Raw genomic sequence first — 19,626 nt, forward strand, 5'->3', positions numbered from 1 at the left:
CCGCCCGTCCTTGGATCAAAGATTTCCCTGAACCGAACGCAGCGCTGAAGCGACCAACGCTCAGGCAGAGAGCTATTGGCTGACCGACCATGAGAACGGCATCGACATTCCTGCAGATCCTCGCGCTCAGCGCCTGCTTCACGGCGCAAGTTCATGGCACGTTCTCGATGCCCGGCGTCAGGCAGGCGCTGCGGACAATAGCCGGTGCAAGCGGCCAAGGCACGTTGCCAATCAGCGCCCCTGCCGAAACCGCCTGGAGCTAAGCCGCCAAGCCGCCCGCCTGCGTCAGCAAAAACGCCTCGCCGCAGGCCTTGGCCAGATTGCGAACGCGCAGGATGTAACTCTGGCGCTCGGTGACCGAAATGACGCCGCGGGCATCGAGCAGATTGAAGACGTGGCTGGCCTTGATGCACTGGTCGTAGGCGGGGAATACAAGGCGGTGATATCCCTCCCTCTTGAGCGGAAGGTGGCCAGACAAGGTCTGGCCGGGAGGGGTCGCTCGTGCAGTGCTCGACGTTTTACTTGTGGTGCCTTCTGAGGTGACCCCCTCTGCCCGCTTCGCGGGCATCTCCCCCTCAAGGGGGGAGACAGGCGCGCCGGCTTCGAGCAGCGCCTTGCACTCGGCTTCGGCGTCCTCGAAATGCCTGAGCAGCATTGCGGTGTTGGCGAATTCGAAATTATGGCGCGAATATTCCTGCTCGGCCTGCAGGAAGACGTCGCCATAGGTCACCTTGTCGGCGCCTTCGCGGCCGTTGAAGTTGAGGTCGTAGACATTGTCGACGCCCTGCACATACATGGCCAGCCGTTCCAGCCCGTAAGTGAGCTCGCCCGCCACCGGTGCGCATTCGATGCCGCAGACCTGCTGGAAATAGGTGAACTGCGACACCTCCATGCCGTCGCACCAGCACTCCCAGCCGAGCCCCCAGGCGCCCAGCGTCGGGCTTTCCCAGTCGTCCTCGACGAAGCGGATGTCATGCAGCAGCGGATCGATGCCGATCGCGGCCAGCGAGCCGAGGTAAGGCTCCTGCAGATTGGGCGGATTGGGCTTCAGGATCACCTGGTATTGGTAATAGTGCTGCAGCCGGTTCGGGTTCTCGCCATAGCGGCCGTCCTTGGGGCGGCGCGAGGGCTGGACATAGGCCGCGTTCCAGCGTTTTGGGCCGAGCGCGCGCAATGTCGTTGCCGGATGGAATGTGCCGGCGCCGACTTCCATGTCGTAAGGCTGGAGGACGACGCAGCCATAGTCCGCCCAATAATTATGCAACGTCAGGATCAGCCCCTGGAACGAGCGGCTGGGGTGCATGTGGGCAGGAATGGTCACGGCGGCCTCGGCGGGAAAGGCGGGATGCCGGCACGTCCTAGATGCCTGGCCAGCAAGCGTCAAGGCAGAGGGGGGCAGGCCTTTGAAGGTGTTCCCTTCTCCCCTTGTGGGAGAAGGTGGCCGAGCGAAGCTCGGTCGGATGAGGGGTGTTCCAGCTTGGCACCGACGGCAATCCGTCCGACACCCCTCAACCGTCTCGGCGCTGCGCGCCGATCCACCTTCTCCCACAAGGGGAGAAGGAAGAAGGGTCACCCCTTAGGGGCGGGCGCCGGCAAGGGCTTTACGTTCGGGGTTTCCTGCGCCGTGTTGGATTCGATCGGCGGCAGGCCTTTCATCAGCTTTTGCTGCAAGGCGGCAAGCACATCCGGGTCCGGCTTCAGGTCGCGGGCCTGGTTCCACTGGAAGGTGGCTTCCAGCTTGCGGCCGACGCGCCAGTAAGCGTCGCCGAGGTGATCGTTGAGCACCGGATCCTCCGGCTTCAACGAAACGGCGCGTTCCATTTCGCGCACTGCATCGTCGAACTGGCCAAGGCGGTAATAGGCCCAGCCCAGTGAATCGACGATGTAGCCGTCGCTCGGCCTCAGGTCGACGGCCTTCTGGATCATCGCGAGGCCTTCCTTGAGGTTCATGTTCTTGTCGACCCAGGAATAGCCGAGATAGTTCAGAACCTGCGGCTGGTCGGGGTAGAGCTCCAGCGCCTTGCGGAAATTCGGCTCGGCCTTCGGCCATTCCTTCAGCCGCTCATAGGCGATGCCGCGCTGGTAGAAGATGTTCCAGTTGGCGGCGGTCGGCGTCTTCAGCACCTCGACTGCCTTGTCGTAAAGATTGGCGGCGGAGCGGAAATCCTCCTTCGAGGAATAGACGCCGCCGAGCGCCAGATAGGCGCGCATGTCGTCTGGATGCGCATCGACGATGGCCTTGAGGTGAGTGATCGCCTCGTCGTTGCGGTCGAGATCGGCAAGGTTGAGGCCAAGCTGCAGGTCCGAAAGCTGCTTCAGCGGCGAGCCGGCGGGAATGCGGCGATAGAGCGCGATGGCGCCCTCGCCATCTTTCAACTGCTCGGCAACGGCGGCAAGCTGAACGAGCGCCGCGTCGTTGTCGGGCCGCAGCGCCAGGGCATATTGCAGATAAAGCCGCACGAACGGCTCGCCGCCGCCACGGTTGAGCGCGGTGGCGAGATCGAGTAGGATTTCCGAGGCGCCGTCCGACGGACCGGCAACGAAGGGCTCGATCTTTTCGCCCTTGTTGATCTTGTCGCGAAGGGCCGCAATCTCGACCTTGCCGGGCGCAAACGCCTCGGCCTTGTCGAGCACCGACAGCGCCTTGGCCTTGTCGCCTTTGCGGGCGAGGAAAGAGGCGTAGGCCTGCGCGTTGCGCATCCATGTTTCGGGGGCCGCACCGCCGGCGGCCGTGTCCTGCACGGTGGCGGTGTAGAGCGCATCCGCCCTGTCGGGCAGGCCGGAGGCGTCGGCAATCAAGGCGCGGTGGAAGGACTTGAACAGGCTGAACCAGTCGGGGCCTTGCAGCTTGTCGATGGAAGCCATGGCCTCGCCGGCGTCACCCGCACCCTGCTTGGCCCAGCCGGTCATGACGCCGGAGATCAGCCGGTCGAGATCGGACTCGAGCGACAGCTTGAGCCAGTATTCGGCCTTGGAGAAATCCTTCTTGTGGAAGGAATCGATGGCCAGCGCCAGGCGCGAGAAGCGCTCGACATCGGGAACCGCCTTGAGCTTGTCGGCATAGACCAGGGATTCGTCGAAGCGCCCCTGCGCGATCAGCGACAGCATCAGGCTCTGCTGCAGTCCCGTATCGTTCGGATCGAACGCAAGCGCCTGCTTGTAATAGGAAATGGCGCTGTCGAGGTCGTTGTCGCCGTCGGCAATCCTGGCGGCGAGATAGGCCCCCGAGAAGGATGTGATCCTGACCGGCTCGGCGGTCTGTTTGGCATGCGCCGGCAAAGCCGAGATCGCCATGCCCGTCGCGATTGCCAGCCCCGTCAGCCAGCGCGCATATCCTTGCCGCATCATATCCCTTTCAGCCAAACGCCATCTCCGCGTCAGCGGGATCGCCGTAGACTCGATTTTTACAGGTAAAGCATGGCCTTTTTGGGGTCGTGCTTCAACCCGGCCCGAATTCACAATCGGGTCAAGCAATTAATAAACCATGCCGAAAGGGCCTGAACTGCGACTCTTGACCGCGTGGCGTCCGCTTTGGCGGTGCCTGCGCGGCGCTATTTCCCGACGCCGTAAGCGATCCATAAGCGCCAGCGGTTGAAAGCTTCCGCCATGCAACCTTGCGTGGCAAGATGCGCGCTCAGTTCTTGCCTCGCCAGCCGTCAGGGGGTGCCGATGCTGGAAATGCCGCGAAACGAAGAAGCCTTCGCCATCGTCGACCGTATCTACGAAGCCGCATTCGCAGCCGAGCTGTGGCCGGATGCCTTGGAGGCGACCAGCGCGATCTCGCGCTCGGCAAGCGGCGCGATCTTCATGATCAGCGATCATTCGCCGCTTCGCGCCATCGGCGAGGCGCGGGCCGAACCCTTGATCGACGCTTTCATGGCCGATTGGAAATTTTCCGAAAGCGTGCAGCGCATGTGCAGCACCCAGCCGGCAAGCTTTGTGCGGGTCGACGACTTCATGACCGGCGATGAGATCGAGCGGGACCCGATCTATGCGTGGGCAAGAGATTTCGGCGTCGGATCGCCCGTCTGCACGTCGATTCCCATGCCGAGCGGAGAGCTTGTGCTGTTCGTTTTCCAGCGCTGGCTGAAGGACGGCAAGTACGATCAAGCGGCGATCGACCTGCTGAACGGACTGCGTCCGCATCTGGCGCGGGCCGGCCTTGTTGCCGCGCGTCTTGGCATGGAACGCGCCAGGACCGCCGCATCGGCGCTGGGCGAAATCGGACTGCCGGCCGCTGTCATGAGCGGATCAGGCCGTGTGCTGACGGTCAACCGCCTGCTGGAAGATATGAAGGACGTCTTCATCCCCCAGGCCGGCGGCGGCATGGTGCTTGCGGACCTATCTGCAAACGCGCTTTTCCAGCAAGCCATCATGCACAACGCCGATCATCGCGTTGTGCGGTCCATCCCTGTCCCAGCCGTTGAGGGGCGGCCTGCGCTGATCGTTCACCTTTTGCCGTTGCGCCGTGCCGCACATGACATCTTTTCGTGCGCGGATATCCTTGTCGCGGCAACTGCCGTCAGCGTCAGCGCGACGGTGCCGTCGCCCGATATCCTTTCGGGCCTGTTCGACTTGACGCCGGCGGAAGCCCGGCTTGCGGTTGTGCTTGCCACCGGCCGGTCCGTGCAGGAAGCCGCCCTCGAAATCGGCGTCGCCGTCAAATCGGCCCGTACTTATCTCGATCGAATTTTTCGGAAAACCGGAACCGTTCGCCAGAGCCAGCTCCTGGCGTTGCTGAGAAGCGCGCGGCCGTTTTCGTGATCTCGGAAGCCACCTCGTGCCGGTGTTGCACTATGACAACAGCAGGCGTCGGAAACGCTGCGAAAACAGGGAATTTTCGGCGCATTGTAGGCATTTGCCGACTGTCCGGCGGCATCCGGCTTCACGCATGATCCGCACATCCTGGAGCTTGCGGCCGCACCGCCTTAGGCATCGCTGATACCGACGTTCAAAGCTCCTGACGAACAAGGACTGGGCTTGCCGCCCGCATGGCGGCTTCGAAGAAGGGGGTCTGTAATGACAGGTCGCAGTGGAAACAATTTTTCCTTGAGAGCGGGCGGGCCGGAGAGATCTCCGCCCCCGAGGCGCTCTTGGAAAACATACCTCTCAGGCGGAGCGATTTTCGCAGGCCTGTTCCTGGGTTCGATGCCATCACCGGCCTCTGCTTTCGTATGCGAAGAGGTTGGGGGTGGTGGCGGCTTCGCCGGCGCGTCACCCACAGGCATGGCGTGTGGCGGTTACTCGATTGCCCCGGGGGATATTGCGACAGCAATCGGACTTTCTTCTCAGGCGGCAGGATCCGACAGCGTAGCTCTCGGCTACCATGCAAGGGCCAATTTCAACAACACGATAGCCATCGGGACCAACGTGAACGCGACCCGCGCCGGTCAGGTCGTCATCGGCTGGGAAGTCAACACCTATACGCTGGCAGGAATCAACAGCTATGACAGCAAGACCGCCCAGGGAGGCATGAAATATCTGGTGACATCGGACGCTGCGGGCAATCTGGCGACGGCTTCCGTGAACATCGACGAACTCGAAGGACTGGCCGACGACGTTGCAGCCCATACCACCCAGATCGCCTCGCTCAACACCACGGTAAGCAGCCACACGATGCAGCTTGCCGATCACGAGACGCGCATTGTCAACAACACCAACCAGATCAACGCGCTCAACACGACGGTCGGCGATCATACGATCCAGCTTGCCGATCACGAGGCGCGTATCACCAACAATACCAACACGCTCAACCTGCACACCGCACAGATTTTCAGCCTCGACAGTCGCACCACGATCAACGAGGCTAACATCGCCCTGCTCGACGGCCGCGTCAGCGCGCTGGAGGGCGGGTTGCAGAACCTTGGCGAGCAGGTCAGCGAAAACCGCTCGGAAGCCCGCGCCGGAACGGCGCTTGCGCTGGCGACAGCGGGATTGCGTTACGACGACAGGCCCGGCAAATTGTCGCTGGCCGGCGGCTTTGGCCATTTCAAGGGCCAGTCGGGCCTGGCGCTCGGCCTTGGCTATAGCACGAGCCTGGATTTCCGCCTCAACGCCGCCGTGTCGGCCTCCACCAACCGTGGCGATGTCGGCGTCAGCGTCGGCGCATCGTGGACACTCAACTGATGCAGCGGGCATGACCTCAATCTTGCCGGGATCGGTGCGGCCGACGGGCAGAATGTTGCTGGCCGCCTTGGTGCTGACGGCAGCCGTTCCGCAGCTTGTCCAGCCTGCCCTGGCGCAAACGTCGAAAATCCAGAAATCGGCCAAGCCCCAGGCGCCGAAGCCGGCCAATATCGACCGCAACGGCGTGCTGATCCTGGTGCGCGGCTCGCTGCTGGCGCTCGACCATGCCAACAAGACGGGGAATTACACGGTGCTGCGCGATCTCGGCGCGCCGGGCTTCCAGACCAACAATGCGGCCAAGCTTGCCGAGATCTTCGCCAGCCACCGCAATGACGGCATCGACCTCGGCGGCGTCGCGGTGCTGGAGCCGCAATTGACGCTGCTGCCGCAGATCGAGTCCAACGGCATGTTGCATATGGCCGGTTTCTTTCCCTCGGTGCCGATGCAGGTCAATTTCGAGCTGTTGTTTGCGCCGGTCGAACGGCAATGGAAGGTGTTCGGCATCTCGGTCGCGCTCAGCAAGGCCGGCCCCGAAGCGCCGGCGACGGAGCCGCAACCGCCAAAGCCTGTCGCCACCGAAATACCCGACCCGCCGACGCCGGCGGTCAATCCCAGAAGGGCCGCCGAACAAGCCGGCAAGTGAGGCATCACGGCCCTGAAACTCAGGACGTTTGCGAAAGGCTTGCGTCCAGCGCCTGCATGGCGACGGTGACAAGATCGTGCAGCCGCTTTTTCGGCACGCCGTCGCGTGCCTGCACCGAAAGGCCGTGCATCAGCGTGGCGTAATAATCCCCCAACGTCTCGGCATCGGTGTCCGGCTTCAATTCGCCATCGCGCACCGCCTGCTTCAACCGCTCGACGATCGATGCGGTACGCGCCAGCCGATGCTCCGCCAGCCATTGCAGCACGGCGTCATTTTCGACGGCGCAATTGGTCGCGGCCGTCACCACCATGCAGCCCTGCGGCTGCCCCGGCCGCGTATAGATTTCGACGGCGTCGCGAAGCATGCGCTCGATGACGCGCCGGACATTTGGTTCTTCCTGCAGTGCGCGTGTGGCGAAGCCGCCCTCATTGGCCTCGTAAAGTGCCACCGCTTCGCGAAACAGATCCTCCTTCGAGCCGAAGGCGGCATAGATGCGCGCCGATGCGAGACCAAGCGCCGATACGAGATCGGCCATCGAGGTGCCCTCGTAGCCGCGTCTCCAGAAAGCGTCGCGGGCTTTCTCCAGCGCCTGGTCGCGGTCGAACTCCCTTGGCCTTCCCGCCATGGCGGTCTCCAATTTTTGTCGATCAACAAATAATCCGCTTGACTTCGGATTGCAAATCTCAATTCTTTGTCGATCATTAAATAATTGTCGACAAGGAGACCGGCATGAGTTCACTGGATCAAGGCGCGCCGCTCGGGGCGATAACGCAGGGAGCAAGCAGGGCGAAACATGGCGCAACGCTGGCGCTGCTCGCCTTCGCGCAGCTCATCATCTCGCTCGACCTCAACATAGTCTTCGTGGCGTTGCCGGAGATCGGCGCCGGCCTCGGATTTTCAGGCCAGACCCTGCAGTGGGTGGTCAGCGCCTACACCGTCTTCACCGGCGGCTTCCTGCTGTTCGGCGGCCGGGCCGCCGACCTGATCGGCCAGCGCCGCGTCTTCATCTTCGCGCTCTGGCTCTACGCGCTCTCATCTCTGGTCGGCGGCCTCGCCTGGTCGCCGGAAATCATCATCGCGGCCCGCGCCGTGCAAGGCATCGGCGCCGCGTTCCTGTTTCCTGCGACGTTGTCGCTGATCAACCGCCTGTTCGCCGAGGGACCGGAACGCAACCGGGCGCTCGCCGTCTGGGGCGGCGCGGGCGCCAGCGGCCTGACGCTCGGTTCGCTTGCCGGCGGGTTTCTGACCAGCGCCTTCGGCTGGCCGTCGGTCTTCTACGTCAACGTGCTGTTGGCCGGGATCGCCATCATCGCGGCTTTCGCCATCATCCCGCGCGATCGCAAGCGGCACGAGCAGTGCAGCTTCGATCTGCCGGGCGCGCTGACCGTCACCGCCGGCGCGACGCTGCTTGTCTTCACCCTGGTTCAGGGGCCCGAATATGGCTGGGGCTCTGGCGCAATCATCGCCAGCGCGGCACTGGCGGCATTGTTCCTGATCGCCTTCACCGTGATCGAGGCCAACTGCGCCGACCCGCTGATGCCGCTGCGCCTGTTCCACAACCGCAGCCTTGTCGCCGGCATGACGATAACCTTCCTCTACATGGCCACTTTCGGCGCGCTGCCCTACTTCCTCACCGTGCTGCTGCAGAACGTGCACGGCTTCACTGCCTTGCAGACGGGCCTCGCCTTTCTCGTGCCGTCGGTCGCCATCGCCACCGGCACGCAACTCGGCGAGCGTCTGGCAACGCGCTTTTCGACGCGCAGCACCCTGGTCGGCGGCATGATCGTCGGCGCGGTCGGCACAGCATTGATGGTATCAGGCGCGACTGCCGACAGCAGCTATCTGGCCATCGTACCCGGCCTGATCGTCTCCGGCGTCGGACAAGGCATCGTCTGGACCGCAATGTGGATTGCCGCCGCTTCCGGCGTTGCCCATGACCAGCAAGGCGTCGCCTCGGGGATGGCTTCGACGACGCTCAATGTCGGCAACGCCATCGGCATGGCCGTGCTGATTGCGATTGCGAACAGCCAAATCGGCGAATTGTCCGGCGATGCGTTGAAAATTGCCGTCGCCGACGGCATCCAGGTTGCCTTCCGGCTCGCGGCGGGCGGCATCGTCGTCAGTTTGCTGGCAGCAATAGTGCTTCCGGCAAAGGCTCGATGAGAACAGGCGGCGTCCCGGCCTCGCGCCGCGACGCCTGTCAATTCACCCGGCTGATGCAGAAATCGATGACGTCGATCAGTGCAGACTTCTGCGGCGTCGCCTCGAGCGGCGCCAGCGCGTCGCGGGCTATCTCGCCGAAATGGCGGGCGCGCCCGATGGTGTCGGCAATCGCCCCGTGGCGGAGCATCAGGCCGATGGCCTTTTCCAGCCCGGCATCGTCGGCGGCATTGTCCTCGATGGCGCGTTTCCAGAAGCTGCGCTCGGCCTTGGTGCCGCGCCGATAGGCGAGGATCACCGGCAGCGTCACCTTGCCCTCGCGGAAATCGTCGCCGACATTCTTGCCGAGATCCTTGCTGGTGCCGCCGTAATCCAGCGCGTCATCGATCAGCTGGAAGGCAAGGCCGAGATTCATGCCGTAGGAGCGGAGTGCTGCGCGATCGTTGCGCGTCGCCTGGGCGATGACCGGGCCGACCTCGGCGGCAGCCGAGAACAGCGCCGCGGTCTTGGCCTTGATCACCGCGAAATGCTCGTCCTCGGTGGTCTCGAGGTTTTTGGCGGCGGCAAGCTGCATCACCTCGCCTTCGGCGATGATCGAAGCAGCGCTGGACAGGATGTCGAGCGCTTCAAGCGAGCCGACATCGACCATCATGCGAAAGGCCTGGCCGAGCAGGAAATCGCCGACCAGAACACTGGCCTGGTTGCCCCAGATCATACGCGCCGTCTTCTTGCCGCGCCGCATGCCGCTTTCGTCGACGACGTCGTCGTGGAGAAGTGTCGCGGTATGCATGAATTCGACCGATGTGGCGAGCTTGACATGGCCGTCGCCGGAATAGCCGAACATCTGGGCGGCGGCGAGCGTCAGCATCGGCCGCAGCCGTTTGCCGCCGGACGAGATCAGATGGTTGGCAATCTCCGGGATCATCTCGACATCGGAGCCGGCCTTCGACAGGATCAATTTGTTGACGCGCCCCATGTCGGCCGCTGTCAGGTCGATGAGGTCCTTTATCGAGGCGGCTTCGCGCTTCCCGTTTTCAATGTTGAGAACGACACCCACGGCAAAACTCCCAACCTCGATATGCACGACGGCAACATGGTCCCTGAACAGACTCTAGGGTGTCACCCACTGCTGCGGCAAGAGGCGAATTGGCGCGCCGGCTCTGGTACATGATCACGCCCACGTTTACATCAACGCCGCAAACTGCGAGTTTAGGGCCATGATCTATCGATATGATCGAAATGGTGTGAGGCCATCTGTCCGGATACGCGGAGCGAAGGCGCAGGAAGCCATTCGGCTTTCAAGTCCTTCGCGACAAAGTAGCCGGGCAGATGGACCACATCCTCCGGACGCCGAAACGGCTGCAAGCTGCGTCGTCGAACCGCCCGGCCGGGGGAAAGACCCCGACCTTCACGCTTCTCCTCGCATCTTCTTGCCGTTTCAGGCGCCATTTCGACCATATCGATAGATCATGGCCCTAATCCGATGATAGAGCTCATCCGCACCAACGACGCCGTCATCATTTCGTTTGTCGAATCGCTGATGCGCGATGCCGGCATCGGCTGTTTCGTCGCCGACCAGAACATGAGCGTCCTCGACGGCTCGATCGGCATCCTGCCCCGCCGTGTCATGGTGGACGCCGACAAGGCCGATGCGGCGCGGCGCATCCTGACGGATGCCGGCATCGCCAACGAGATCCGCCAAAAATAATGTCCGCGTCGCCCGCTGCCCTTGTCCCGGACATGCCGGCTCATACGGTCGATGCCTTTCATCGCGGTCGCTTCTGGCTGGTTCAGCCGAGAAAGGCAGGCCACCGCGCCGGCATGGATGCGATGATGCTGGCGGCTGCCGTGCCGTCCTCGTTCGCCGGGCGGCTTGCCGACTTTGGCGCGGGTGCCGGTGCCGCCGGCCTGGCGGTCCTGTCGCGCTGCCCCGGTGCCGCGGCGGTGCTCGTCGAGCGTTCCCCGGAAATGGCGGCCTTCGCCACAACCACGCTTGCCCACCCCGGCAATGCACATCTCAGCGACCGCGCCTCGATGCTCGTCGCCGATGTCGCGCTGTCGGGCCGGGCGCGAACGGCCGCCGGCCTCGAGGACAACAGCTTCGATTTCGTCATCATGAACCCGCCGTTCAATGCCGCCGAGGATCGCGCGACGCCCGATCCGCTGAGAAAGGCCGCGCATGTCTCGGAGGACGGGCTTTTCGACAGCTGGATCCGCAGCGCGGCCGCGGTGGTCAGGCCGGGCGGCGGGCTGGCCGTCATCGCCCGGCCGGAACAGCTCGGCGCCATCCTCGATGCCATCGCCGGCCGCTTCGGCGATGCCGAGATGCTGGCCGTCCATCCTCGCCCCGAAGCGGCGGCGATCCGCATCGTCGTCCGGGCAGCACTTGGCGCACGCGGCAAACTGTCGATCCAGCCGCCGCTGATGCTGCATGCCTATTCAGGCAATGGCCCTTCGGAGCGGGCAGAGCTGATCAATAACGGGCTGGCGTCGCTGTTCGGAGACTGATCCATTCTGATTGCCGGGGTGACGGCATTGCCGTTGGCCGGCGAATTCCTACATGCCTCAAGCAAATCGACCGGAGACCGCCCCCTCGTGAAACGCCTTTTCAACCGCCTGCTGCCGAAATCCTGGCGCTCCGCCGTCGTCACCATTCCGGTCATCCGGCTGCACGGCACCATCATGCCCGGCGGCGGCCAGTTCCGGCCGAGCCTGTCGCTCGCTTCCACCGCCGGCCTTCTCGAAAAGCTGTTTTCCTTCGACGCGCCTGCGGTCGCCATCTCGATCAACTCGCCAGGCGGCTCGCCGGTGCAGTCGCGGCTGATCTTCAGGCGCATCCGCGACCTGGCGAGCGAGAAGAACAAGAAGGTCCTGGTTTTCGTCGAGGACGTGGCGGCATCGGGCGGCTACATGATCGCGGTCGCCGGCGACGAGATCTTTGCCGACCCGTCCTCCATCGTCGGCTCGATCGGCGTGGTGTCGGCCTCGTTCGGCTTTCCGGAGCTGTTGAAGAAGATCGGCATCGAGCGCCGCGTCCACACCGCCGGCCAGAACAAGGCGGTGCTCGACCCGTTCAAGCCGGAAAAGAAGGAGGACGTCGAGCGCCTGAAGGCGCTGCAGCTGGAGGTCCACGAGACCTTCATCGACCTCGTCAAGGACAGGCGCGGCAGCAAGCTCAAGGACGATCCCGACCTGTTCACCGGCCTGTTCTGGACGGCCAAGAAGGGGCTTGACCTCGGGCTGGTCGATGCGCTCGGCGACATGCGCAGCGTGCTGAAGAGCCGTTTCGGGCCGAAAACCCAGCTCAAGCTGATAACCGCGCCGCGCGGCCTGTTCGGCCGCTTCGGCCTGTTCGGCTCGAGCTTTTCGGCGCCCGATATCGCCGCCGCCGCGGCAAGCGGCGTCATCGATGCGGCGGAAGAGCGCGCGCTGTGGGCGCGCTTCGGGCTTTGAAAAGCCGGTGAAAGCGTCTAGCATTAATCATCAACCGACCCGACCGGCGGCCTTGCCGGCCTTGCGAGGGAGGAGTTTGACATGCCGCAGATCATTTTCTTCGCCGTCGTCGGCATTGCCGCCTATTTCGGCTACCGCTCCTTCGTCAGGGAAGCCGAGCGTGTGACCGCCAAGGTGCGGCGTACCGAAAAGCAGGCTGCCAACGGTACGATGGGAACATTGGTCAAGGACCCGAAGACCGGCGAATACCGTCTGGCCAAGGATTGACCGTCGTCCCCCTCGCGGCCGAGCCAGTGAACGCCGAGGCCAGCATCCGCGCGTCGCATGCGCACGCCAAGATAAATCTCGCGCTGCACGTCACCGGCCAGCGCGCCGACGGCTATCACACGATCGAAAGCCTGGCTGTGTTCACGCGCTTCGGCGACCGCATCGAAACGGAGCTTGCCGACAGCGATGGGTTTTCCGTGTCCGGCAAATACGCCTCCGCGGTGCCCGTCGACGACAATAATCTGGTGGTGAGAGCGCGCGATGCACTGCGGCGCGAGGCCGGTCCCCAGCACGCACCGGCTGTCGCCATCAGGCTCGAAAAGAACCTGCCGGTCGCGTCCGGTGTCGGCGGCGGGTCGAGCGATGCGGCGGCTGTGCTGCGCGCCCTGGTCCGGACCTGGAGGCTCGACATCGGCGATGCCGAACTGGCGTGGATCGGCCTGTCACTCGGCGCCGACGTGCCGATGTGCCTCGCAGCCAAGCCGCTGATAGCCCGCGGCATCGGCGACGAGCTGACGCTCGTGCCGGGTTTCCCGGCGCTGGGTCTGGTGCTCGTCAATCCCGGCACTGCCGTCTCGACGGGCGACGTGTTCGAGGCGCTTGGCCGCCGCGACAATGCGGGGCTGCCGCCGCTGCCGCGCAACCTCGACTTCCACAGCATCCGCAACTGGCTGGAGATCACCCGCAACGACCTCGAGCCTGCGGCGCGCGCAATCCAGCCCGCCATCGGCAAGGCGCTTTCCGTGCTCAACAAGGCCGGAGCCGGTTTTGCCAGGATGTCCGGTTCAGGCGCCACCTGCTTCGGGCTGTTCGAGACCGGCAATGTGGCCAAGCGCGCGGCCGTCGATATCCGCGGCCGCCATCCCGACTGGTTTGTCGCGGCGACGCGAAGCGTGACATCGGAGGCTGACGCCCATGGCCAGGATTGACGAGAGCCGCCCCTTCGTTCCCGTGCGCATCGCGGTACTGACCGTTTCCGATACGCGCAGCCTCGCCGACGACAAATCCGGGCAGACGCTGGCCGACCGCATTGCCGAGGCCGGCCATGTCCTGGCCGCCCGCGACATCGTCACCGACGACCGCGACAAGATCCGCGACAAGGTCCTGGGCTGGTCAAGGGACGAGGCGATTGATGTCGTCATCACCACCGGCGGCACCGGCTTCACCGGCCGCGACGTGACGCCGGAAGCGCTGGAGCCGATCTTCGAAAAGCGCATGGACGGCTTTTCCGAAGTGTTCCACCGCATCTCCTACGACAAGATCGGCACTTCGACGATCCAGAGCCGGGCAACCGGCGGCGTCGTCAACGCCACCTTCGTTTTCGTGCTGCCGGGCTCGCCCGGCGCCTGCAAGGACGCCTGGGACGGCATCTTGAAGCCGCAGCTCGACTATCGGCACATGCCCTGCAACTTCGTCGAGATCATGCCGCGGCTGGACGAGCATTTGCGGCGCGGCTGAGACGAACCGAGGTATCAGCCAAGCGACCTCGGTTTAGCGAATGACCGGCTCGCCGTGAAAACGCCGGCGCGACGGCGGCGACACGCCGAAGCCAACCTCCATCATCAGCCGCGGCGTGAGCGTCGGCACGGTGCCCATATGGAAGCCGAACGGATCCTCGACAAAGCCGAGGCCGGCCGGCCCGGTCAGCGTGACCGGGCTCTGCTCGCCGTAGACGCCCAGCACCTCTTCCGCCGAATGGCCGACCAGCAGCGTCAGCTGATGCTTCAGGATGCGGCGGTTATGGGAGCCGCGGACATAGACATGCGGCCCAGTGTCGGCGTCGACCGGCACCAGGTAGAAAAAGAACTTCAGCATGCGCCAGTCGTCGAGGTCGAAATGGTATTTGCCGAGCGAGGCCATGTTCTTGTCGGCGTCCGAGACGCCACCGGTCGGAAAGCTCCACCAGACGCGGGTGGTGATCAGCTTGGCCTGGCTGCCGAGATAGTGCGCTGCGATATCGAGAAGCAGCGGATCGCGCTGCACGGCGACCGCAGCGTTGCAGTCGAGGACCCGTTCGAAATAGTGACCGCTGAGCAGCGGGCGGCCGAAATGCTTTTCGGCATCGGCGTGTTTTTCGGGCAGGAATTCCAGCCGACGGTCGAAATTGCCGAAGCATGGCGTGCGCTCGGCGAAGCGGACAATCTCCTCATGGATGGCGGCCGGCAGCATCAGGCCCGAATAGAGCCCCTCCGTCCGCAGCGCGCCGACGACGGCATCGCGATCGACGCCGGCGAACATCGTTTCACCGACATTGCGCGCCGGCGGAACGGGCTTTGCACCGCGCCAGTGCAGGCGCCGCGCCGGCATGGTGCGGGCCAGCATGAACATCGGCAGCCATGCCGGATTCTCGCGAAGGTCGGAAAGATAGGTCGGGATGCGGGCGGCGATGCGGCGCAGCGTGCCGCCGTTTCGTGCGATCGCCTCGAGGCTTGCAGCGCCGGACTTGTCAGGGCTTGAAAGGGTCATCGGGGTCCTCAAAATGTCGAGGGAACAGCATCGACGTTAGCCGTCGCCGCTCCGGCACACCCCAAACCCTATTCGCCCATATCGCCGGGAATGGTAACCCCCGGCCAGATTTTGTGCAATGCACAATAAACGACGACCCGCCAGAAAATGTGCTTGGGCGGAGTTCCCATAACCGGGACGGTAAGCCGTCACTTCCGCGGCGCGACCCAGATCTCGGCGTGGAGCCTCCTGGTCGCCAGGCCGCGGGCGATCGCTTCGGCGCTGCGGGCGTTCTTCGACAGCGCCGCGGCCTGACGCTTGCTGATCACCAAGCCTTCGGCGAGAGCGCGATTTCCGGCAAAGACGCGCGACAGGAACGGCGTGCGGCTGCCGCGTGCCCGCGAGAACCGCGCCGCCATGGTTTGCCTGGCGGTATGGGCGGCGACCTCGTCGATCCAGCCCTCTCCCAGCCGCGCGCCCGGTTCCAGCAAGAGCAGCCAGTCGCCCTTGGCCTGCCTGATGCCGGCGGCGATGCCGCCGCTGACATAGTGGCAGCCGGCATGTTCGGCGACGCGGTGCGTCTGATCGGTCGAGCCGGTGTCGCAGACGAGAACGTCGCGCACCACGCCTTCGACCGCGCCGCCGATCAGCGAGGCGAGCGTGCGGGCAAGGCCCTCCTCGTCATTCAGGGTTTCGATCAGGACGCTGAGCATGTTTAGCCGAATAGCGGAAAGCGGTGGGCAGCGCCAGTTTTTGCGGCGCACCGCGAGAAAGTTCTTGCTTTGTTCTCATCGATACGATAGGAATACATTCATGAGCAGAGCGATTCGACAGCGGGCGGACAGTCCCTGGGAAAGGGCCAAGATGGAACAGATCGTGCGTGCCGATATTGCAGCCTTCGGCGCTGGCAGGGCCGAAATGGCGAATGCGATGATCGAGCAGAGCGGCATGCGTGTCCGTCCGGACCGCAATCGCGGCAGGTCGGCGGGCATCAATCCGTCCGGCCGTTTCGAGCCGGTCAGCCGGCATGTGTTCGACGATGGATGGAATTCGCTGGAGGAGCTGCCGCCGTTCAAGACCGAGGTACAGGTCGAGAAGCCGCGCACCATCATCACGCGCAACGAATCGCCCGACATCTCCTTCGACCGCTCGATCAATCCCTATCGCGGCTGCGAACATGGCTGCGTCTATTGTTTCGCGCGGCCGACGCACAGCTTCATGGGCCTGTCGCCGGGGCTGGATTTCGAATCGAAGCTGTTTGCCAAGCCGGATGCGGCGCGGCTGCTCGACAAGGAATTGTCCAGGGATAATTACCAGCCGCGCACCATCGCCATCGGCACCAATACCGATCCTTATCAGCCGATCGAGAAGCAATACCGGATCATGCGCGAGATCCTCGAAGTGCTGGAGGCGCGCGGCCATCCGGTCGGCATCGTCACCAAGTCGGCGCTGGTGACACGCGATATCGACATTCTGTCACGCATGGCCGAACGCGGGCTGGCCAAGGTGGCATTGTCGGTGACGACATTGGACAGGATGCTGGCCAGAACGATGGAGCCGCGAGCGTCGACGCCGACCAAGCGGCTGGAGGCGATCAGGCAGCTTTCGGATGCCGGCATTCCGGCCTCGGTGATGGTCGCGCCGATCATCCCCGGACTGACCGACCCGGAGATGGAGCGCATCCTCGATTCGGCGCAGGCAGCGGGCGCGCGCGAGGCCGGCTATGTGCTGCTGCGCCTGCCGCTGGAGGTCGCGCCGATCTTCAAGGACTGGCTGCTGCGCCACTATCCCGACCGCTATCGCCACGTCATGTCGCTGATCCGTTCGATGCGCGACGGCAAGGACTACGATTCGGAATGGGGCAAGCGCATGAAAGGCTCCGGTCCCTATGCCTGGCAGATCGGCCGGCGTTTCGAGATAGCTGCCAAACGGCTCGGCCTCAACGCCGAGCGGCGCTCGCTCAGGACCGACCAGTTCGTCCCCGCCGCCAAGGCTACCGAGCAGCTGATGCTGCTGTGACAAAGCGTCTCGCGCCAGCCGCTTGAAGCGGCCGCAGCAGGCGAAAAATCCCGTCCGGCCTGTCCTGTCCCCGGGCTTGCAGACGGTAGCCCCCTCCTGGTCCGGTGCCCCGCCCGACCCGGAGGGGACTTGCGGAGAATCGGAGCCGATGCGAACCTCGCCGCACCATGGCTCGCCCGCGTTCCGATTCTCCGCTTCTCTTCGAAATCGTCGAGAAACCCGACTTCTCGTTCGAGACGAGGGCGATGGCCGAAGGCCTTTGGCCGGTGGCGGGGATGGACGAGGCCGGCCGCGGCCCGCTCGCCGGGCCGGTGGTGGCGGCAGCGGTGGTGCTCGATCCCGCCAACATCCCCGACGGCCTCGACGATTCCAAGCGGCTGACGCATTTGCAGCGTGAGGCGCTGTTCCTGAAAATCCTCGGCTCCGCGCTCGCCGTATCGATGGCCTCGGTCAGCGCCGAAGGCATCGATGCCTCCAACATCCTCAAGGCCAGCCTGGAGGCGATGCGCCGTGCCGTGGCCGGCCTGTCAATCCGGCCGAAGCTGGCACTGGCCGACGGCCGCGACGTGCCGCCCGGCCTGCCCTGCGAGGGCAAAGCACTGATCAAGGGCGACCAGCGCTCGCAGTCGATCGCCGCAGCCTCGATCGTCGCCAAGGTGATGCGCGACCGCATGATGTGCGGCTGCGGCAGCCATCATGCGCGTTACGGCTTCGAACTGCATATGGGCTACGCCACTGTGCGCCATCGCACGGCGATCGATCTGCACGGGCCAGTGGCACGACTGCACCGCGCCTCCTTCGCACCGTTCCGGTTCGGCGGCACCGAGGTGCTGGAGGAAGAGGGTTTTTCGGGTTTGGATTGACATTTGCGAAGGCGGCTAGGCGCGGATCTCCCCCCTCGAGGGGGAGATGGCCGGCAGGCCAGAGGGGGTCGCCTCGCGTGAAGCGCCAACGTTCTCTTTCGTTCCATAGGGCGTCGCGCCAGGACGTACCGACCCCCTCTGTCGCCTTTGGCGACATCTCCCCCTCGAGGGGGGAGATTACGCGCTCAGTCGCTTTCGCCAACAAAAAAAGCCGCCAGGTTTCCCGGGCGGCTTCGATGACTTGTTCATGCAGCCGTTCAGTTCAGCTTCGACTTCAAATCCTGCAGCGAGGCGTTGAACAGGTCGGCGCCGGCCTTGGCGTCGATCTTGCCGGCCAGCAGCGCCCGCGCGGCTTCGACCGCGATGTCGACAGCGCTGGCACGCACTTCGCCGATCGCTTCGCGCTCGGCCTGGCCGATCTTCTGCTCGGCCAAGGCGGTGCGCCGAGCGACATAGTCCTCGGTTTTCTTGTGCGCCTCGGCGGCAAGCATGTCGGCTTCGCGCTTGGCGGCGGCGACGATGGCCGCGGCCTCCTGCTCGGCTTCCTTGCGCTTGCGCTGGTATTGGCCAAGCAGCTGCTGGGCTTCTTCGCGCAACCGGCGCGCTTCCTCGAGCTCGGAGCTGATCTTGTCGGCACGCGCATCGAGCGCCTTGGCGATCATGCCCGGCACCTTGATGTAGATGGCGATGCCGAGGAAGATTACGAGGGCAACAGTTGCCCAAAGCGTCGCGAGAGATGTGGCGTCCATGATGCGCTCCTCACCCGGCCACGGATTTGACCGCGGCCGCGATTTCGGCCTTGCTGGCCTTGCCGCCGACAAGCGCCTCGACGATGGCCGAAGCGGTGTCCTCGGCGATCGTGCCGACTTCCTTCATGGCATTGGCCTTGATGGAAGATATACGCGCCTCGGCCTCGCCAAGCTTCTGGTCAAGCGCTGCCTCGATCGTCTTGCGGGCAGCCTCGGCTTCCGCCTTGGCCGCATCGTTGGCCTGCTGGCCGATCGCATTGGCCTTGCCCTTGGCTTCCGCCAATTCCTGCTCATAGGCGGCAACGGCGGCATCGGCCTCGCTTTTCAGCCGGGCAGCATGGTCGAGATCCTGGGTAATGCGGTCGTTGCGCACGTCGATGATGCCGCCAACGCGCGGCATCACCACCCGTTTCAAGAAGAGATAAAACAGCCCGAAGGTGATTGCCAGCCATAGAAGCTGCGAGGGGTACGTCGCCGGATTGAATGGCGGGAACGTGCCGTGCGCCTCGGCAGGCACGCCGGTGCCAGCGCTGCCGCCTTCGACGGCGGGCGCGGACTCTTGCGCAAAGGCAGATGTCACGAACATGGACTATCCCCGAAATTCAGGCCCGCCGCAGGATCGCGGCCGGCCTGTTCAATTCTTCCCAATGTTCAGCCGAACAAGCATTCAGCCGAACAACGCGAGAAGCGCGATGAGAAGCGAGAAAATACCCAGCGCTTCGGTCACGGCGAAGCCGAAGATCAGCCGGCCGAACTGGCCGTCGGCTGCCGACGGGTTGCGCAGCGCGCCCGCCAGATAGCTGCCGAAAATGTTGCCGAGGCCAATGCCCGCGCCGCCCATGCCGAGGCATGCGATGCCGGCACCGATGTACTTTGCTGCTTCTGCGTCCATTTGTTCAAC

At 64.3% G+C, this 19,626-nt stretch carries 22 protein-coding genes and 1 pseudogene; 14 read left to right on the top strand and 9 right to left on the bottom strand.

The features are described from left to right. Nucleotides 1–89 precede the first annotated feature (89 nt). A complete protein-coding gene (locus NKI39_RS03915) occupies nucleotides 90–263 on the top strand; it encodes a hypothetical protein (protein ID WP_352501982.1) in 174 nt (57 codons plus the stop codon). Here the strand turns inward: NKI39_RS03915 and NKI39_RS03920 are convergent. Further along, nucleotides 260–1,303 carry a glycine--tRNA ligase subunit alpha gene (locus NKI39_RS03920; protein ID WP_352830930.1) on the bottom strand — a complete coding sequence of 348 codons (1,044 nt, stop codon included), beginning with the start codon at nucleotides 1,301–1,303 and terminating at the stop codon, nucleotides 260–262. The two genes, NKI39_RS03915 and NKI39_RS03920, sit on opposite strands and share 4 nt — an antisense overlap. 266 nt (nucleotides 1,304–1,569) lie before the next feature. Next, nucleotides 1,570–3,345, bottom strand: a complete 1,776-nt coding sequence (locus NKI39_RS03925) for a tetratricopeptide repeat protein (RefSeq protein WP_352470709.1) — start codon at nucleotides 3,343–3,345, stop codon at nucleotides 1,570–1,572. A 333-nt stretch (nucleotides 3,346–3,678) separates the two neighbouring features. Here NKI39_RS03925 and NKI39_RS03930 point away from each other — a divergent pair, with 333 nt between their 5' ends. The 4 genes and pseudogenes from NKI39_RS03930 to NKI39_RS03945 all read left to right on the top strand — a co-directional run bounded on the left by NKI39_RS03930 (nucleotide 3,679) and on the right by NKI39_RS03945 (nucleotide 6,769). Then, nucleotides 3,679–4,764, top strand: a complete 1,086-nt coding sequence (locus NKI39_RS03930; protein WP_352830742.1) for a helix-turn-helix transcriptional regulator — start codon at nucleotides 3,679–3,681, stop codon at nucleotides 4,762–4,764. Nucleotides 4,765–5,226: 462 nt separating this feature from the next. Next, nucleotides 5,227–5,358: pseudogene (locus NKI39_RS03935) on the top strand (hypothetical protein); the annotation flags it as partial. 12 nt (nucleotides 5,359–5,370) lie between these two features. Then, nucleotides 5,371–6,126: a YadA C-terminal domain-containing protein gene (locus tag NKI39_RS03940; protein ID WP_352830932.1), complete on the top strand. Its 756-nt coding sequence runs from the start codon at nucleotides 5,371–5,373 to the stop codon at nucleotides 6,124–6,126. Nucleotides 6,127–6,136: 10 nt separating this feature from the next. Continuing rightward, entirely contained in the window at nucleotides 6,137–6,769 is a 633-nt protein-coding gene (locus tag NKI39_RS03945; RefSeq protein WP_352470686.1) for a hypothetical protein, read from the top strand. 19 nt (nucleotides 6,770–6,788) lie between these two features. On the opposite strand, the gene NKI39_RS03950 is transcribed toward NKI39_RS03945, so the two are convergent. Continuing rightward, nucleotides 6,789–7,394: a TetR/AcrR family transcriptional regulator gene (locus NKI39_RS03950; protein ID WP_352501986.1), complete on the bottom strand. Its 606-nt coding sequence runs from the start codon at nucleotides 7,392–7,394 to the stop codon at nucleotides 6,789–6,791. A 104-nt stretch (nucleotides 7,395–7,498) separates the two neighbouring features. On the opposite strand from NKI39_RS03950, the gene NKI39_RS03955 reads away from it, so the two are divergent. Then, the gene (locus tag NKI39_RS03955) at nucleotides 7,499–8,932 is read left to right on the top strand and encodes an MFS transporter (protein ID WP_352830745.1); all 1,434 of its coding nucleotides are present in this window, start codon (nucleotides 7,499–7,501) and stop codon (nucleotides 8,930–8,932) included. 37 nt (nucleotides 8,933–8,969) lie between these two features. Here the strand turns inward: NKI39_RS03955 and NKI39_RS03960 are convergent, their stop codons facing one another. After that, nucleotides 8,970–9,986: a polyprenyl synthetase family protein gene (locus NKI39_RS03960; RefSeq protein WP_352540118.1), complete on the bottom strand. Its 1,017-nt coding sequence runs from the start codon at nucleotides 9,984–9,986 to the stop codon at nucleotides 8,970–8,972. Nucleotides 9,987–10,412: 426 nt separating this feature from the next. On the opposite strand from NKI39_RS03960, the gene NKI39_RS03965 reads away from it, so the two are divergent. The 6 genes from NKI39_RS03965 (at nucleotide 10,413) to moaB (ending at nucleotide 14,107) form a co-directional block, all read left to right on the top strand. Continuing rightward, a complete protein-coding gene (locus NKI39_RS03965) occupies nucleotides 10,413–10,637 on the top strand; it encodes a putative signal transducing protein (RefSeq protein WP_023674082.1) in 225 nt (74 codons plus the stop codon). Beyond that, the gene (locus tag NKI39_RS03970) at nucleotides 10,637–11,437 is read left to right on the top strand and encodes a tRNA1(Val) (adenine(37)-N6)-methyltransferase (protein ID WP_352830747.1); all 801 of its coding nucleotides are present in this window, start codon (nucleotides 10,637–10,639) and stop codon (nucleotides 11,435–11,437) included. Before NKI39_RS03965 ends, NKI39_RS03970 begins: the two co-directional genes overlap by 1 nt. A gap of 87 nt (nucleotides 11,438–11,524) precedes the next feature. After that, nucleotides 11,525–12,382 carry a S49 family peptidase gene (locus NKI39_RS03975; protein WP_352830749.1) on the top strand — a complete coding sequence of 286 codons (858 nt, stop codon included), beginning with the start codon at nucleotides 11,525–11,527 and terminating at the stop codon, nucleotides 12,380–12,382. 81 nt (nucleotides 12,383–12,463) lie between these two features. Then, nucleotides 12,464–12,649, top strand: coding sequence for a membrane protein (locus tag NKI39_RS03980; protein WP_023674078.1), 186 nt, complete (start codon nucleotides 12,464–12,466; stop codon nucleotides 12,647–12,649). Nucleotides 12,650–12,675: 26 nt separating this feature from the next. Beyond that, on the top strand, nucleotides 12,676–13,578 hold the full coding sequence (locus tag NKI39_RS03985) for a 4-(cytidine 5'-diphospho)-2-C-methyl-D-erythritol kinase (RefSeq protein ID WP_352830934.1): 903 nt from the start codon (nucleotides 12,676–12,678) through the stop codon (nucleotides 13,576–13,578). Then, nucleotides 13,565–14,107 carry a molybdenum cofactor biosynthesis protein B gene (gene moaB, locus NKI39_RS03990; protein ID WP_352489568.1) on the top strand — a complete coding sequence of 181 codons (543 nt, stop codon included), beginning with the start codon at nucleotides 13,565–13,567 and terminating at the stop codon, nucleotides 14,105–14,107. The genes NKI39_RS03985 and moaB overlap by 14 nt, the downstream gene beginning before the upstream one ends. A gap of 33 nt (nucleotides 14,108–14,140) precedes the next feature. On the opposite strand, the gene NKI39_RS03995 is transcribed toward moaB, so the two are convergent. Then, nucleotides 14,141–15,115: a phytanoyl-CoA dioxygenase family protein gene (locus tag NKI39_RS03995; RefSeq protein WP_352830751.1), complete on the bottom strand. Its 975-nt coding sequence runs from the start codon at nucleotides 15,113–15,115 to the stop codon at nucleotides 14,141–14,143. Nucleotides 15,116–15,303: 188 nt separating this feature from the next. Then, complete coding sequence (locus NKI39_RS04000) at nucleotides 15,304–15,807, bottom strand: glycosyltransferase (RefSeq protein ID WP_352830753.1); 504 nt, start codon at nucleotides 15,805–15,807, stop codon at nucleotides 15,304–15,306. A 151-nt stretch (nucleotides 15,808–15,958) separates the two neighbouring features. Between NKI39_RS04000 and NKI39_RS04005 the strand changes: the two genes are divergently transcribed. Together NKI39_RS04005 and rnhB are read left to right on the top strand one after the other, a co-directional pair. Then, nucleotides 15,959–17,113, top strand: a complete 1,155-nt coding sequence (locus NKI39_RS04005) for a PA0069 family radical SAM protein (protein WP_254818651.1) — start codon at nucleotides 15,959–15,961, stop codon at nucleotides 17,111–17,113. Between the two features lie 167 nt (nucleotides 17,114–17,280). Beyond that, nucleotides 17,281–17,976, top strand: coding sequence for a ribonuclease HII (gene rnhB, locus NKI39_RS04010; protein ID WP_352501990.1), 696 nt, complete (start codon nucleotides 17,281–17,283; stop codon nucleotides 17,974–17,976). Nucleotides 17,977–18,233: 257 nt separating this feature from the next. Here the strand turns inward: rnhB and NKI39_RS04015 are convergent, their stop codons facing one another. The 3 genes from NKI39_RS04015 to NKI39_RS04025 form a co-directional block, all read right to left on the bottom strand. Further along, nucleotides 18,234–18,725 (bottom strand): F0F1 ATP synthase subunit B, encoded by a 492-nt coding sequence (locus NKI39_RS04015; RefSeq protein ID WP_023674071.1) that lies wholly within the window; start codon nucleotides 18,723–18,725, stop codon nucleotides 18,234–18,236. 10 nt (nucleotides 18,726–18,735) lie between these two features. Beyond that, on the bottom strand, nucleotides 18,736–19,311 hold the full coding sequence (locus NKI39_RS04020; RefSeq protein ID WP_352449932.1) for a F0F1 ATP synthase subunit B: 576 nt from the start codon (nucleotides 19,309–19,311) through the stop codon (nucleotides 18,736–18,738). 81 nt (nucleotides 19,312–19,392) lie between these two features. Next, on the bottom strand, nucleotides 19,393–19,617 hold the full coding sequence (locus NKI39_RS04025) for a F0F1 ATP synthase subunit C (protein ID WP_006206606.1): 225 nt from the start codon (nucleotides 19,615–19,617) through the stop codon (nucleotides 19,393–19,395). Nucleotides 19,618–19,626 lie beyond the last annotated feature (9 nt).

The organism is Mesorhizobium sp. M0664 (genome assembly GCF_040320565.1).
Taxonomy (GTDB): Bacteria; Pseudomonadota; Alphaproteobacteria; order Rhizobiales; family Rhizobiaceae; genus Mesorhizobium.

Excerpts from the sequence above, each read along its gene's own strand:
- rnhB (WP_352501990.1), top strand. The coding sequence starts at position 17,281 with ATGGCTCGCCCGCGTTCCGATTCTCCGCTTCTCTTCGAAATCGTCGAG.
- moaB (WP_352489568.1), top strand. The coding sequence starts at position 13,565 with ATGGCCAGGATTGACGAGAGCCGCCCCTTCGTTCCCGTGCGCATCGCG.
- NKI39_RS03915 (WP_352501982.1), top strand. The coding sequence starts at position 90 with ATGAGAACGGCATCGACATTCCTGCAGATCCTCGCGCTCAGCGCCTGC.
- NKI39_RS04015 (WP_023674071.1), bottom strand. The coding sequence starts at position 18,725 with ATGGACGCCACATCTCTCGCGACGCTTTGGGCAACTGTTGCCCTCGTA.
- NKI39_RS03925 (WP_352470709.1), bottom strand. The coding sequence starts at position 3,345 with ATGCGGCAAGGATATGCGCGCTGGCTGACGGGGCTGGCAATCGCGACG.
- NKI39_RS03920 (WP_352830930.1), bottom strand. The coding sequence starts at position 1,303 with ATGCACCCCAGCCGCTCGTTCCAGGGGCTGATCCTGACGTTGCATAAT.
- NKI39_RS04005 (WP_254818651.1), top strand. The coding sequence starts at position 15,959 with ATGGAACAGATCGTGCGTGCCGATATTGCAGCCTTCGGCGCTGGCAGG.
- NKI39_RS03995 (WP_352830751.1), bottom strand. The coding sequence starts at position 15,115 with ATGACCCTTTCAAGCCCTGACAAGTCCGGCGCTGCAAGCCTCGAGGCG.
- NKI39_RS03955 (WP_352830745.1), top strand. The coding sequence starts at position 7,499 with ATGAGTTCACTGGATCAAGGCGCGCCGCTCGGGGCGATAACGCAGGGA.
- NKI39_RS04025 (WP_006206606.1), bottom strand. The coding sequence starts at position 19,617 with ATGGACGCAGAAGCAGCAAAGTACATCGGTGCCGGCATCGCATGCCTC.
- NKI39_RS03965 (WP_023674082.1), top strand. The coding sequence starts at position 10,413 with ATGATAGAGCTCATCCGCACCAACGACGCCGTCATCATTTCGTTTGTC.
- NKI39_RS04000 (WP_352830753.1), bottom strand. The coding sequence starts at position 15,807 with ATGCTCAGCGTCCTGATCGAAACCCTGAATGACGAGGAGGGCCTTGCC.
- NKI39_RS03930 (WP_352830742.1), top strand. The coding sequence starts at position 3,679 with ATGCCGCGAAACGAAGAAGCCTTCGCCATCGTCGACCGTATCTACGAA.
- NKI39_RS03945 (WP_352470686.1), top strand. The coding sequence starts at position 6,137 with ATGACCTCAATCTTGCCGGGATCGGTGCGGCCGACGGGCAGAATGTTG.
- NKI39_RS03950 (WP_352501986.1), bottom strand. The coding sequence starts at position 7,394 with ATGGCGGGAAGGCCAAGGGAGTTCGACCGCGACCAGGCGCTGGAGAAA.
- NKI39_RS04020 (WP_352449932.1), bottom strand. The coding sequence starts at position 19,311 with ATGTTCGTGACATCTGCCTTTGCGCAAGAGTCCGCGCCCGCCGTCGAA.
- NKI39_RS03970 (WP_352830747.1), top strand. The coding sequence starts at position 10,637 with ATGTCCGCGTCGCCCGCTGCCCTTGTCCCGGACATGCCGGCTCATACG.
- NKI39_RS03980 (WP_023674078.1), top strand. The coding sequence starts at position 12,464 with ATGCCGCAGATCATTTTCTTCGCCGTCGTCGGCATTGCCGCCTATTTC.